This window comes from Psychrobacter sp. SZ93C1 (assembly GCF_015864635.1).
GTDB lineage: Bacteria > Pseudomonadota > Gammaproteobacteria > Pseudomonadales > Moraxellaceae > Psychrobacter > Psychrobacter fozii.
The window spans coordinates 184,776-199,158 of the sequence record NZ_JADYWY010000001.1 but is presented as its reverse complement, the minus strand read 5'-3'; the positions used below and the strand labels follow the sequence as shown (position 1 = coordinate 199,158).

At 43.3% G+C, this 14,383-nt stretch carries 11 protein-coding genes and 1 riboswitch; of the genes, 4 read left to right on the top strand and 7 right to left on the bottom strand.

Annotated elements, in window-relative coordinates; all coding sequences use genetic code 11:
• Positions 1-210: 210 nt before the first annotated feature.
• From pstA to pstS, 3 genes are all read right to left on the bottom strand, one after another.
• Entirely contained in the window at positions 211-1,125 is a 915-nt protein-coding gene (pstA, locus tag I6E83_RS00890) for a phosphate ABC transporter permease PstA (RefSeq protein ID WP_197099606.1), read from the bottom strand.
• A gap of 64 nt (positions 1,126-1,189) precedes the next feature.
• Entirely contained in the window at positions 1,190-2,140 is a 951-nt protein-coding gene (gene pstC, locus I6E83_RS00885) for a phosphate ABC transporter permease subunit PstC (RefSeq protein WP_197099605.1), read from the bottom strand.
• A gap of 166 nt (positions 2,141-2,306) precedes the next feature.
• Positions 2,307-3,464 carry a phosphate ABC transporter substrate-binding protein PstS gene (pstS, locus tag I6E83_RS00880; protein ID WP_197099604.1) on the bottom strand — a complete coding sequence of 386 codons (1,158 nt, stop codon included), beginning with the start codon at positions 3,462-3,464 and terminating at the stop codon, positions 2,307-2,309.
• A 332-nt stretch (positions 3,465-3,796) separates the two neighbouring features.
• Positions 3,797-3,927, top strand: a riboswitch (TPP riboswitch).
• A gap of 252 nt (positions 3,928-4,179) precedes the next feature.
• On the opposite strand from pstS, the gene thiC reads away from it, so the two are divergent.
• Entirely contained in the window at positions 4,180-6,315 is a 2,136-nt protein-coding gene (gene thiC, locus I6E83_RS00875) for a phosphomethylpyrimidine synthase ThiC (RefSeq protein WP_227680756.1), read from the top strand.
• Between the two features lie 55 nt (positions 6,316-6,370).
• Here thiC and I6E83_RS00870 read toward each other — a convergent pair whose 3' ends face one another.
• The 3 genes from I6E83_RS00870 to I6E83_RS00860 all read right to left on the bottom strand — a co-directional run bounded on the left by I6E83_RS00870 (position 6,371) and on the right by I6E83_RS00860 (position 9,483).
• The gene (locus tag I6E83_RS00870; protein WP_197099603.1) at positions 6,371-7,438 is read right to left on the bottom strand and encodes a hypothetical protein; all 1,068 of its coding nucleotides are present in this window, start codon (positions 7,436-7,438) and stop codon (positions 6,371-6,373) included.
• Positions 7,439-7,561: 123 nt separating this feature from the next.
• Positions 7,562-8,452, bottom strand: a complete 891-nt coding sequence (locus I6E83_RS00865; RefSeq protein ID WP_197099602.1) for a fructose bisphosphate aldolase — start codon at positions 8,450-8,452, stop codon at positions 7,562-7,564.
• A 182-nt stretch (positions 8,453-8,634) separates the two neighbouring features.
• Positions 8,635-9,483, bottom strand: a complete 849-nt coding sequence (locus I6E83_RS00860; protein ID WP_197099601.1) for an EamA/RhaT family transporter — start codon at positions 9,481-9,483, stop codon at positions 8,635-8,637.
• Positions 9,484-9,832: 349 nt separating this feature from the next.
• Here I6E83_RS00860 and I6E83_RS00855 point away from each other — a divergent pair, with 349 nt between their 5' ends.
• The 3 genes from I6E83_RS00855 to I6E83_RS00845 all read left to right on the top strand — a co-directional run bounded on the left by I6E83_RS00855 (position 9,833) and on the right by I6E83_RS00845 (position 13,347).
• Positions 9,833-11,740: an ABC transporter ATP-binding protein gene (locus I6E83_RS00855; RefSeq protein ID WP_197099600.1), complete on the top strand. Its 1,908-nt coding sequence runs from the start codon at positions 9,833-9,835 to the stop codon at positions 11,738-11,740.
• 90 nt (positions 11,741-11,830) lie between these two features.
• On the top strand, positions 11,831-12,721 hold the full coding sequence (locus tag I6E83_RS00850; protein ID WP_197099599.1) for an alpha/beta fold hydrolase: 891 nt from the start codon (positions 11,831-11,833) through the stop codon (positions 12,719-12,721).
• Positions 12,722-12,729: 8 nt separating this feature from the next.
• The gene (locus tag I6E83_RS00845; protein WP_197099598.1) at positions 12,730-13,347 is read left to right on the top strand and encodes an alpha-ketoglutarate-dependent dioxygenase AlkB family protein; all 618 of its coding nucleotides are present in this window, start codon (positions 12,730-12,732) and stop codon (positions 13,345-13,347) included.
• A 24-nt stretch (positions 13,348-13,371) separates the two neighbouring features.
• Here the strand turns inward: I6E83_RS00845 and I6E83_RS00840 are convergent, their stop codons facing one another.
• Positions 13,372-14,367: an NADP-dependent oxidoreductase gene (locus tag I6E83_RS00840; protein WP_197099597.1), complete on the bottom strand. Its 996-nt coding sequence runs from the start codon at positions 14,365-14,367 to the stop codon at positions 13,372-13,374.
• Positions 14,368-14,383: the final 16 nt, after the last annotated feature.

Genomic DNA, 14,383 nt, shown 5'->3' with positions numbered 1-14,383 from the left:
GGAACGATTCAATAAATTGCCAGTTGTCGTATTGAATGTATCAACCGTGCTTTTGGTGCGTGTTTTGCTTGCGACATCATTCATAATATTATCCAACCTAGCTTAATTGATTTCGTATAAGTGTGAGTAAATGCTTGGTATCTTGGTATCTTGGTATCTTGGTATCTTGGTATCTTAGTATCTTAGTGCTGTGTCATCTGACATCAGGCTTTATTTGACCTGACCTCTACTACCAATGAATCTCGCCAAAATATTGAGTACCAAGACAGAAGTAGTAATAAGGAGCGCCGCTGCCCACGCTAAAGTATGCCAGTTGTCATAAGGACTCATCGCAAACTGGTAGATCGTATTTGGTAAGTTGGCAAGAGGTTGACCCATATCAGTGCTGAAATACTGGTTGTTCAGCGCGGTAAATAGCAATGGTGCCGTCTCACCTGTGATTCTCGCAAAGGCCAATAACACCCCAGTCGTAAGTCCGGCTCTAGCAGCTTTGATCGTTACTTGCGTAACCATCTTCCACTTAGGCGTACCCAATGCATAGGCTGCTTCACGAATGCTATTAGGAACCAGATTCAGCATATTCTCAGTCGTACGCACGACCACAGGGATGACAATCAATGCCAATGCCAATGCGCCCGCCCAACCAGAGAAACTTTGACCTTTTACCATAAGCGCATAAATAAACAGGCCGATGACAATAGATGGTGCCGATAACAAAATATCATTTAAGAATCGTGTGACTTTACCAAGCATGCTACCTTGAGAAAACTCAGATAAATAAATACCTGTCATCAGTCCGATAGGTGCCCCGATAAACAACCCTGAAAACGCTAACATGACTGAACCGACAATCGCGTTGCGTAACCCGCCAGCACTCATAGGCGGTGGCGTATCAGCAGTAAAGATAGGCAGTTGTACCATGCCCTGAAAACCTTCCACTAAAAGCGTAAGCAAAATCCAAAACAGCCAAAACAAACCAAAAACCATCGCAGCCATAGCGAACCCTAGACCCAATTTATTGGCCCAGCGGCGCTTGTTATATAAGCTTCTGTTATAACGCCCTTCAAAGCCAGTGTTCAGCGGTGACGGTGCATTGATTGCGTTAGTTGCATTGTTAGCAGGCATAATATTTAGTTCCCATATCTTTTATCAATATCTATCAAGGTCTAATCAATCCGTTTGGAGACGATCAGTTGCCTGCTTTTTTATCCATACTCATGAGCATCAGCTTAGCAAGCGATAGCACGATGAAGGTAATGACAAACAAGATTAAGCCCAGATGTAGTAAGGAAGCCAAATGTAGCTCACTCGACGCTTCTGCAAATTCATTGGCCAAGGCTGACGTAATCGTAACGCCTGACGTAAACAGACTTGGACTGATATTAAAGGCGTTACCAATCAAGAAGGTCACTGCCATGGTCTCGCCCAATGCACGACCCAATCCCAAGATGACACCACCTACCACACCTGCTTTGGTATATGGCAGGATAATCTTGAACATGACCTCCCAAGTCGTCGCACCCATTCCATAAGCCGACTCTTTCAGCAGGTCGGGCACGACAGAAAAGACATCACGCATAGTGGCTGCGATAAACGGAATAATCATGATGGCAAGTACAAGGGATGCTGTGAACATACCCAGACCCATTGGCGCGCCCTCAAACAACTTACCGATGATAGGCAGTGGGCCAATGTGCTCAATGAACCATGGCTGAATGTGATCACCAAAGAAAGGGGCAAATACAAACAATCCCCACATACCGTAAATGATAGAAGGGATACCAGCCAACAGCTCAATAGCGATACCAAGGGGCTTTTTTAAGAACTTTGGGCACATCTCAGTCAAAAATATGGCAATACCAAAACTGACTGGAACGGCAATTAAGATAGCGATAAAGGACGTCACCAACGTGCCGTAAATAGGCGCTAATGCACCGTACTCATTGCCGACTGTATCCCAGTTATTACTGGTATAAAAACCCAAACCAAATGCTTGAATGCTCGGCCATGCGCCGACTATCAATGAAACTAAAATACCACCTAAAGACATTAGAACAAGAATGGCAAAAGCTTTGGTTGCATTAACAAACAAAAAATCGTAACGTTTTTGTTTAGCCAATTGGGACCTTAAATCATTCATAAGTGTCTCAGCATTGAATAGGGTTGAGTCAAAATATTAGAAATCTTTATTGGGTTTTATCACAGCAAGCTTAGGATCAAACTGACTGTGATAAAACCTCTCAAATAACTACCGGAGAATAGTTATTCGAAAGGGTGACTCATAAAGCGTATTTAGTAGATAACCGTTACTGAGCTGGCTTGTAGACTGGTTGTCCATCACTGCCTTTTACGTCATTCCATTTGGCTTTGAATAAGGCAACAGCCGTATCAGAGAATGGAACGTAATCTAGTGCCATGGCATCATCATCGCCTTGGGTATAGGCCCAATCAAAGAAGTTCAACACGCCAGCAACCTGCTGAGGATTTTCTGGTTGCTTGTGTACTAAGATAAAGGTTGCAGCAGCGATTGGCCATGCTTGCTCAGTCTCAGAGTTGGTAATAACTTTATAGAAGCCTTCTTGCTGTGACCAGTCGATATCACCAGCTGCTGCAAAGGTTTCTGCAGAAGGTTGCACGAAGTTACCCGCAGCATTTTTTAGCGCTGTGTGTGACATTTTGTTTTGCTTGGCATAAGCATACTCAACGTAACCGATAGAGTTTTTCATACGGTTTACGTAGCTTGATACACCTTCGTTACCTTTACCGCCTGCACCAGTCGCAGAGGTTGGCCATTTCACAGTCTTATCAACGCCGACACTGTCTTTCCAGTCTGTTGAAACTTTGGCTAAGTAATCAGTGAAGTTAAAGGTTGTGCCTGAACCGTCTGAGCGGAATACGGTAGTAATAGCAGCATCAGGCAAGGTCAAATCTGGGTTCATTGCTTTGATAGCCGGATCATTCCAGTTACTGATTTTGCCCAAATAGATATCTGCTAACGTTGTACCGTCTAACTGTAATTGACCAGGCTCAACACCATCGATGTTTACGATAGGTACAACACCACCGATAACGGTTGGAAACTGAATCAAGCCTGCTTCGTCTAACTCTTCAGGCGTCATCGGTGCATCAGAAGCGCCGAAATCGACAGTTTTTGATTGAATTTGTTTGATACCACCAGATGAGCCAATTGATTGATAATTGACTTGACCACCAGTCGCACCATTGTAGTCATAAGACCATTTGGCATAGATAGGCTGCGGGAACGATGCGCCTGCACCCGTGATATTCATTGCGATATTCTCAGCAGATTTAAAACCTGTTGTAGAAGAAGATGCTGTCTGAGTGGTTGCCTCAGTACTGACAGCGCTACTATCAGCAGCTGACTCTGCCGTTTCAGTCGATTTATTACATGCCGTAAGCACTAATGTACAACTAACGGCCACTGCTAATAACGAATAACGCATGTAAGACTCCTAAAGTTTAACAACGATACAAAAAAGCATTGTTTGTGACATGCGTGCTATCTTGCCAAGTTTTTATGACAGTTTAATGACAACCTTATGAATCTTTCATTTGCTGTAATAAATGTGCAATTCAAGGAGTCTTAGAAGAATAAAGATGCGCCTACTTATTACAGCGCATTTATTAAGTAATAATTAAAGAGCGCTTATCGAAGGGTGCTCATGTTCTGTGCTTATCACAGATTTGAAATCTGCTATGTAGACTGGAATATCTATGGCCAAATACCATTAGCCCTCATAGCAGAATTTTGTTAGTATGAAGAAGATTCACAACACTGACAGACTCGGGGTGCGGTGTATTATTGGCTCGCTTTATTAAAGTAGTCGCCCTAATACATTCGCTGAGAGATCACCCGCCGAACCTGATGCGGTTAGTACCGACGCAGGGAAGTCTTAAGCACTTTGTTATTTATAGCAAAGGACGTGCAGAAATGCCTTTTTATCTTCATTACTATCTTAGTGTGCGTGATGTACTACTAAATAGTGAAGACTGATACAAAGCTGCGTCCAACGTTTGATGAGTATCATTCACGACTATATCACTCAGTTTTAGTCGCGAATGATGCTCATGAGCTGAACTTGCCAAAATTACAAATGCTACCCCCGCAGCTACTGGCGGTGTTGCTTTTATTCAAAAACCAACACGCTAGGACAGCATATGACAACTTCTAATGTACAAGCAGCCCCTTCCAATACACAAGCAGCCAAAATTCATATCCCAGCTGACGATACCCTTTTGGCTTCAGAGCCAGCGCAAACGACCAACAGTAAAGCCGATAAAAAAGCTGATGCGCTAAAAACACCAGCTCATCGCACAGCAAGTGATGCGCGATTCGAAGAAGATGCTCGCGACTTGCACCGCATACTCCCCGCCTCTCGTAAAGTCTATATCGAAGGCTCACGCCCTGATATTCAAGTACCCATGCGCGAAATAACGCTTGACCCTACTCCTGTGCAAGGCGTTTCTGAAGGTGAATGGGAGCAAAACCCACCATTTTATGTCTATGACACATCAGGTGTTTATACCGATCCCAACGTCGATATTGATTTGACAAAAGGCTTGCCGAAACTGCGTGAAGGCTGGATTGCGGAGCGCGGTGATACTGAGCAGCTCAATGGTTTATCTAGCTCATACGGACTGGCACGCGCCCGCGATATCAGTACTGCCAACCTTAGATTTGCTCATATTGATAAACCTCGCCGTGCCAAAAATGTCGATGGCAAAGCTGGCAACGTCACGCAAATGTACTACGCACGTCGCGGTATCATTACCCCAGAAATGGAATATATCGCCATTCGCGAAACGCAAAAGCAGCATGAGCTGACCGATATGCGTCAGCACGATGGTGAGAACTTTGGTGCTAACACTCCGACAATTATCACCCCTGAATTTGTGCGTAGCGAAGTAGCGGCAGGTCGCGCGATTATTCCAAACAACATCAACCATCCAGAATCTGAACCGATGATTATCGGACGTAATTTCTTGGTAAAAATTAATGCCAATATCGGTAATTCAGCACTGGGTTCTTCTATTGATGAAGAAGTGTCTAAAATGACATGGGCTACGCGTTGGGGTGCAGATAACATCATGGATTTATCTACTGGCAACCATATTCACGAAACCCGTGAATGGTTGATTCGTAACTCGCCAGTACCGATTGGTACTGTCCCGATTTATCAAGCATTAGAAAAAGTCGACGGCGTGGCAGAAGACCTCACGTGGGAAATCTTCCGCGACACTCTTATTGAGCAAGCCGAACAAGGCGTTGATTACTTCACCATTCACGCAGGTGTGCTGTTGGATTATGTACCGATGACTGCCGGACGCCTAACAGGCATTGTGTCTCGCGGCGGCTCTATCATGGCGCAGTGGTGTATGGTGCACCAACAAGAGAGCTTCTTGTACACGCACTTTGAAGACATCTGTGAGATTATGAAAGCCTACGATGTGGCCTTTAGTTTGGGTGATGGCCTACGCCCTGGTTGCTTGCAAGATGCCAATGACGAAGCGCAATTTAGCGAGCTCAAAACCTTGGGTGAGCTGACCAAAGTGGCATGGGAGCACGATGTGCAAGTCATGGTTGAAGGACCAGGCCATGTCGCCATGAACCGTATTAAAGAAAATATGGATTTGCAACTTGAGCTGTGTGCTGACGCGCCATTTTATACGTTAGGGCCTTTAACGACTGATATCGCGCCGGGCTATGACCATATTACCAGTGCTATAGGGGCTGCGATGATTGGCTGGTTTGGTACAGCCATGCTCTGCTATGTCACACCAAAAGAGCATTTGGGTCTACCCAATAAAAAGGATGTTAAAGACGGCATCATTACTTACAAAATCGCGGCTCACGCAGCTGATCTAGCTAAAGGTCATCCAGGTGCGCAGTCTCGTGACAATGCGTTATCCAAAGCCCGTTTTGAATTCCGCTGGGACGATCAATTTAATCTGGCGCTTGACCCTGACACGGCACGTGAGTTCCATGATGAGACCCTCCCAAAAGACGCGCACAAAGTTGCCCATTTTTGCTCGATGTGTGGTCCTAAATTTTGCTCAATGAAAATAACTCAAAACGTACGGGATTATGCGGCGGGTTTGGATAAGGCTGCCGCGGATAAAAAGGTAACCCCGCAAACGGGTGATCTGACTGATGCAGGTCATCTGATTAAAGAAGTGGATACTGAGCTGGTTCGTCAAGTTGGTGAGGCCAGTTTGGATGAGATCCATAAAGGTATGACAGAAATGACCGAAAAGTATAATAGTGAAGGACGTCAGTTGTATAAAGAGGTGTAGCGCTTTACTTACTAGAAACTGATTAACTTAAAAAGCTTGAATCCAACCAATGGGTTCAAGCTTTTTTTATATTCTTCCTTTTAATCTCTATAAAAGCCACAAAGCTAATCACCAGATAGATAGGTGTCAACACCATATAACCTAATGGCAGGACCCAAATAGAGAATAAAGCTCGACTTTCTCCCGTTGCACCTTTACCAATGACTATGTCCGTTACCAGTAAAAAGATATAGTAGGCTATCAAACTAAGAAAAGGGACTAGGAATCCGCCGGTCAGTATAACCACCCAACGATTCTCAGGCTGAGTTTCTTCACGTCTACTCATCGTGCGTAAATGTAATATACCTAGCGCAAACAACGCAATAAAAGCTATAAATGGCGAGGCCGCCGTTAAAACCTTAGCCAATGGACTCAGTGGTTTCTGAATAATAAAATCAATCTCTTTCGCAAGATTATCATTGAAATGTAATGGTTGATTCACAGATAATGCCGCTTCTTCATTATCGATATTGACAGTGACATGGTCAGTATTACCATCAAAATTTAGAGTGACCGTTGAACCTTGAAATAGCTGGCTCTGTGTATCACTCTGCTGCATAGGCTTTAAGCTATATGAATAGGTATGTCTTGCCGTCCAATCACTACCATAATAGTGTGGATGGGCATCATAAGTAGCTATGACAGTGTGCAACCCTTGTGATAAATTTACGTTGATATATTTAGACTCTGCTCTAAACGTTTGACCGTCTGTATCTGTAGGTGAGTAATAAAAGTCAGCCGTATCAAGCACAGTATCATCTTCGGCAAGTACCTCAACAGGCACTGATTGACCATCTATAGAGATTTCGAAATCACCACTTTGCTCAAAACTATCCAAACCATCGAACACCTCGAGCACTAATGGGAACCGAAGACCTTCATGATTATTATATAGCTCATAGGTTACCGTATAATTATTAGCGTCTTCTATAACGTTGATGTCGACCGATTCTGATATGACATCAATACTCTTATTGAAATAAGCAGCACTTGCCCAAGTTCCTGAATAGGTGACTGGTTCCATAGCTTGGCTAGAAACAGTCCAACTTATTAACAACAACCCTATGATAGTAAGTCGAAACATAATATCTCCAAGCTTTATTAAAAACAAACACAAGTTTACTATTTATTGATAATAAAAACTATAAAAAAATCCCAGTAAACATAGCATTTACTGGGACTACAAATTCGCTTTCAATCTTTAACTTTAAACCTTCGACGCCTCGTAAATCTTTTCAATTGAAGCATTAATTGTCTCAGCAAACTCGCTATCACTCTGTTGCTTACTCAAACCTTCAGTAAAGGCACGTGAGAAGCTCGCAATCATACCTGGGTTTCGCTTAAGCTTATCACAAGCATCACTACGGCTATAACCACCCGACAACGCCACGACTTTTAATACTTTTGGATGATCAACCAGCTCTTGATAGAAACTATCTTCCTCTGGCAATGTCAGTTTTAGCATGACTTGCTGCTCGTCGTTCAAACGATCCAGATTATGCAAAATACTTGTCTTGAGTATGACTTCGCATTCATGCTTTTTACTACTGTTAATATCCACTTCAGGCTCAACAATTGGCATCAAACCTTTTGAAATAATTTGCTTTGCGACATCAAACTGCTGCTGTACGACTAGCTCGATACCATCCACATTTGGCTCGTAAATGACTGAGCGCATCTTAGTACCAAATACAGGATAATTTTTTGCTTTGTCTAATAATAGGTCTAAGTTCGGCATTGGCTTCATAACTTGCACGCCACTCATTTGCTCAGCCAATCCTTTATCCACTTTTAAAAATGGCACGATATTCTTATCTTCCCACAGATAGTTGGCCGTTGATTTGCCATTGACCTCACGCTCCATGGTATCTTCAAATAAAATCGCGCCAAGGACACGCTCGTTATCAAAAGCGGTGCAAGTCATCATACGGGCACGCATCTCATGGACTAAGTCGAACATAGCTTCGTCATTGTCATAATCATCACTTGTGACACCATAGTTTTCTAGCGCCTTTGGTGTGCTACCGCCACTTTGGTCAAGTGCTGCGATGAAACCTGAACTGGTTTTTACGCGCTGTAATTGTTTTTCGTATTCCATTAAGAGTGCATCCTATTTTTATTGATTGAGGTCAAGTGTCACAAAACCAACTGCTTTTTGTCAACTTATATCAGCCTTGCTGTTTGTAGACAACCTTAACATAGGACGCTCTTTACGCCTATATCTGATCGGTTAACGCTTTCATAAAGTCGTCATCACACTCACGTCTTTAGAATAACTTTTTATGCTAAAAACAGTAGCGCCACACAACAAATCGCTAATAATAAACCTAATACATTAATACGATTAAGATGCTCTTTAAAAACCCCAACACCAATCAAAGTGGCGACTGCGATAACGCCAACATTCATACCAGTAAAGACGATACTGGGAGAGTCATGCATTACTTGATGGGCCCGTACATAGGCATAGATATTACCCATATTAAGCGTACCTAATAACAGTCCTGCCGCAAGCGCATTTCCTTGCCAGCGCACGCGAGTAACCAGTAAATAAATCAGCAGTAATAAACCTGCTAACCCAAAACTGACAAATAGCGTGAGTGGAAAAGCAGTGCCTTGTTTGGCAACCTGCTTGAATAAGATATCAATGATGCCATAGCCCGCCCATACGCCAAACAACCAAAGTGGAGTACGTTTAGCGTGCTGACTAATCTCAGCATGCTGTGGACGATAGACCAAAGCTGCTAATGCCAGAAATCCTAACGCCAATCCCAATATATGCGTACCCGTGATCAGCTCACCAAACAATAAGAAAGAGGCCACGATAGGAATAATTAATGATAGACGCTGTGCTGCATCGGTCGCGACCATACCCACTGCTTCGATTGTCCGACCAAGGATAATGAACACAGCAGGTAGCATTATACCGAGAGCGCCAATCACACCCCATGCGCTACCAAGGGTACTCATCCCGCTTATATCTGGTTTTAGCAAAAGCCAAGTTAATAAACAAGCCACTGGATAACCAGCAACGATGGTCTGACGGATATCTATATTTTTTTGCCGTAATATCTTTAATAACACTGAAACAGCGACGCTACAAAACACCGCTATCGTTAAGTACACCATGAGCTTTTACCTTGTTAAACGACCATTTTTGCGTGATTACTTTTCGAAAAATCAGAAAGTTCAAAAAAATAGAAAATTCAAAAACCAGAAAGTTTGCATATGAAATTTGAGCTGCCCAAAAGAGTAGAATAATAACATGTAACAAAATATTCTTGCGTAGCTATAGATTGAATTGAGGACAAGACCTAATAACTAATTGACCTATACCGTTCAAATTACAATTAGCATGCAGGTCTAATTGTGAAGTTTGCTAAAATAGCGAGCAATCCTAATAACTAAAGTAACGATTCAAAATAACGGGTGATATCGTTGATTTTGGCGTACTGCTATTGATGTTTTATGACTACCTATGAATACTCTATTTCGCTTTTTTGAAACTCGCCTGCCTGCTTTCCCTGACTCCCCCATGCCGCTGCCTTCACCTCGTGATGGCATGCTCAAATTCCTATGGGTGTGTACCAAAGGTCTACGCGGTTGGCTACTGCTATTTATGCTTTTGTCAGCAGGTATTGGTATTTATGAAGCGATGCTGTTTGCTTGGATTGGTAATATCGTCGACTGGCTCGGCGTATATACACCGCAGAATTTATGGTTAGAAAAAGGCGATATGCTGCTGATGATGCTAGCAGTCATGATAGTCAGCCCATTATGGATTGCCTTATCATCGTTCATTCATTTTCAGACCTTGCAAGGCGTGTTCCCGATGCAAATGCGTTGGCGTTTTCATCAGCGTATGCTTGGTCAGTCAATGCAGTTTTATCAGGATGAATTTTCAGGACGCGTCTCCGCAAAAGTCATGCAAACGGCACTGGCTGTCCGTGATACCGTGATGACCGTTACCGACATGTTCATGTATGTCTCTGTCTACTTTATTACCTCAGGTATTATTTTATTCAACTTAGACAGCTTGCTATTAATTCCATTTATCATCTGGTTCGTCCTGGTTGCCCTTAGCATTTGGTACTTCATTCCCAAATTAAAACACACTGCCATTGTTCAGGCAGATGCTCGTGCATTAATGGTTGGACGGATCACTGATGCTTATGCCAATATCATGACCGTCAAGCTATTTAGCCATTCACGCCGGGAGCTAGGTTATGCTAAAAATGCCATGGGGCAGTTTTTAGGCACTGTCCATGCACAGATGCGCTGGGTCAGCTATTTAGAAGTCTCTACTCATCTTATCAGTGTTATTTTGGTCAGTAGTACTGCTGGTATTGGTTTATATCTCTGGCAGCAAGGAGACGTCGGTGTGGGCGCGTTTGCTGCTGCGACTGCGATGGCGCTACGTTTGAATGGTCTGACACGTTGGATTATGTGGCAAACTGCGAGTTTATTTGAAAGTATCGGTACGGTACAAGATGGCATGCGCACATTATCAGCCCCACAAACCATTGTCGATCAGCCAAGCGCGCCCGCCCTAGATGTATCTAAAGGTCGTATCGTCTTCGATGATGTAGATTTTAGCTATGAAAGTAATAACAATGCCGATAATATCGAAAGCAAAAATGTAGACGAAGCAAAGTTACCAGCAACGTCTACTATCAAGCTTCTCGATAACTTTTATTTGGACATCGCGCCAGGTGAGAAGATAGGCTTAGTTGGTCGCTCTGGTGCGGGTAAATCAACATTGGTAAATTTACTATTACGCTTTTTTGATGTTGATAGCGGTAAAATCCTGATCGATGGTCAAGCGATCGATGCGGTTACCCAAGAGTCTCTACGCCAACAAATCGGCATGGTCACCCAAGACACTTCTTTATTACATCGGACTGTCCGCGAAAATATCGCTTACGGCCGCCCTGATGCGACCGATGAAGAAATCATTACGGCTACCAAGCAAGCCCAAGCTTGGGACTTCATCAAAGATTTGTACGATGACAAAGGCAATGTCGGTTTGGATACCCAAGTCGGTGAACGTGGTGTCAAACTCTCTGGCGGACAACGTCAACGTATTGCCATCTCACGTGTTATGCTAAAAAACGCGCCGATTTTATTATTGGACGAAGCAACCAGTGCACTTGACTCTGAGATTGAATTTGCCATTACCGAAAGCCTGAATGACATTATGACTGGCAAAACGGTCATTGCCATTGCCCATCGTCTCTCTACCATTGCCGCACTTGATCGACTGGTCGTCATGGATAAAGGTCGAATTATCGAGCAAGGCAGTCATGATGAGCTATTGGCTCTACACGGTGTCTATGCACGGTTATGGCATCGTCAAAGTGGTGGCTTCTTAGGTGAAGACAGCTAGGGCGTGTCTTCAATTCACTCGATAGTCATCTCAATGGGCTAAAAGTGGTTAATTCTCATTAAAAATCAGACACAAGGAGGTGTTTACCTTATGAAAGCATTTGCAAAAAGTATTAATATTAGTGGAAAACAAGCGCGCTACTATAATCTTAGTCGGCTTGCTCCGTCGGTACCATCAAGCACTGCCTCACGTGTACCGGCACACTTTTATGGTGGCAATAGCTTCACTGTTGGTACCTACTTGCCACTACTAGGTGCTTTGGCAACTAACTTTGATATCAGATCCCTCGCCTTACGCGGCTACTGGTATGACAAACCACAACGCCGTCGTCTAACGCGCGAACAAGATGCCGAGATACTTATTGAATTCTTAGAAAGAACACAAGACAAACCCGTCGTTGGCATTGGTCACTCGCAAGGAGCAACTTCCACTGCAATCGCCGCGGCCAAACGCCCGGAACTGTTTTCACAGCTATATTTAATAGAGCCTGTGACCTTTACTAAAAGACAAGCCAGACTATATAACCTATTGCCACGTAAGCTTCTGCTAAACCGTGAGCCGTTTAAAAGCACGCTAGCCAAACAAACCATATGGTCAAGTATCGATGATTATTATGAGCACTTGCGTGAGCAACGTGCCTATCGACGTATCAGTGATGCACACTTACGGATATTCGCTGAACAAAGCTTAATCAAAAATCCTGATAGCAGCTATACCTTGATATTCGCACCTGAGCAAGAGCTCGCCAACTATTTTGGCGCCCCTCATATCGATAGCGCACTCAAGCAGCTCAAATGTCCTTATACGCTGATTACTGGCAAGCCTACTTTGTTTATCAATGACAAAGTGCGTAAGCAGTGGCGAAAATTCGTACCGGACAATCGCATAATATCCCTATCAGAATATGGTCATCTGTTGCCGATGGAAGCGCCTGAATTATGCGCTCAAATTATCAACGAGAACTATCAGAGTAGCAAATAAGCGTATTTATGACGGATCTTTTTTCTCCTACACCGACTGACAATCTATTGCCTTATGAGGGTAATGTGAACGACTTCGGTGTTGTTGTTGAGAACTGCGACACTTTGTATGATCGCTTATTAAATGAGTTACCTTGGCAATCTGATATCGTGACATTGTTTGGACGGACTCATATCACCACACGTCAAATCGTTTGGATGGGTGGAAGCAATACTACTTACCACTACTCTGGACAGTCGCGCCACGCCATTCCATGGACAAACTTCGTGTTTCACGTGAAACAATACATCGAGCAGCAGCTATTAGCCATTGGCATCGATGCTACTTTTAATTCTTGTTTACTCAATTATTATCCGTCTGGTACTGATGGTATGAGCTATCATGCAGATGATGAAAAGGAATTGGGTGCTCAGCCAATTATTGCTTCACTATCTCTTGGTGCCACACGAAAATTTGTTTTAAAGCATAAAAAAACCCAAGATAAAGTTGAACTTCATCTTGAGTCAGGTCAGTTAGTAGTCATGCATGGTGATACACAAAAATTCTGGAAGCACACCATTACAAAAACTAAAACCGTTGCAGCGGGACGTATTAGCCTAACGTTTCGACAAATACTATCGCCTTAGATTGAATATAGTTTAGAGCGTATCTTAGCTTACTTTCAAAACAATCTTGCCAAAGGCATCGCCTTTTTGTAGCTCATGGTGAGCCGCAACCACCTCAGACAATGGATAAGTTTGCTGAATACGTAACGTCAACGCACCATCCGCAACAAGCTGTAAAACTCGAGCCATGTCCTCACCACTACGCTGCGACTTATAACCCGCCACATTTAAGCTCTTTTGGCTGCCTGCTTCTTTAAGCTTATCAACCCAAATCGTTGGTAACACATACACACTACCTTCAGACTTCATGACGTCAAGCGCTCGCACACCTGCTTCATTACCGACTAAATCCAGTAGCACATCGGCTTTTAACTCAGGAAATGCCTTGTCTTTGGTATAGTCAATCCAGCCAGCCAGCTTAGATACATCTATCAATTCACCAAGCTTGGCATATTTTTCTGGTGAACAAATAACCGTCACTTTGATATTGTTTTTAGCCACTTTATTCATCAATAGCTGAATCAACAAGTGACCGACACCGCCCGCTGGTGCATTGATCACTACATGCTCACCATCTTTAATATCTGCAAACTCTACAAACTGTATCGCCGTCTGTCCGATACAAGGCAATGCACCTGCTTGCTCCAATGTCACTGATTCTGGCACTTTTGCCAGTAGCTGGGCATCGACTGCGACATACTCAGCATAACCACCACCGTTGAAAGTCAGCGCAGCAACTTGATCGCCAATATTGAAGTGCTCGCTATTACTATCGACCACCACACCTGATACATCGAAACCTAAAATAGCTGACTCATTATTATCAAATTTTTCTTTTTGAATAGCGGCAGCACCCCAACCTTTTCCTTGACGTGTTTTATAATCGACAGGGTTGATACCAGCATAAGCGACTTTGACCAATACTTGGTTATCTTCTAATACAGGCACAGCGACATTGTCTTGGTAAATCATCACTTCAGGTGTACCGAACTCATTGATGAGTACAGCATGTTGGGTCGTTAGTAGTTGGCTATTAGACATCGTTATATATCCTTAT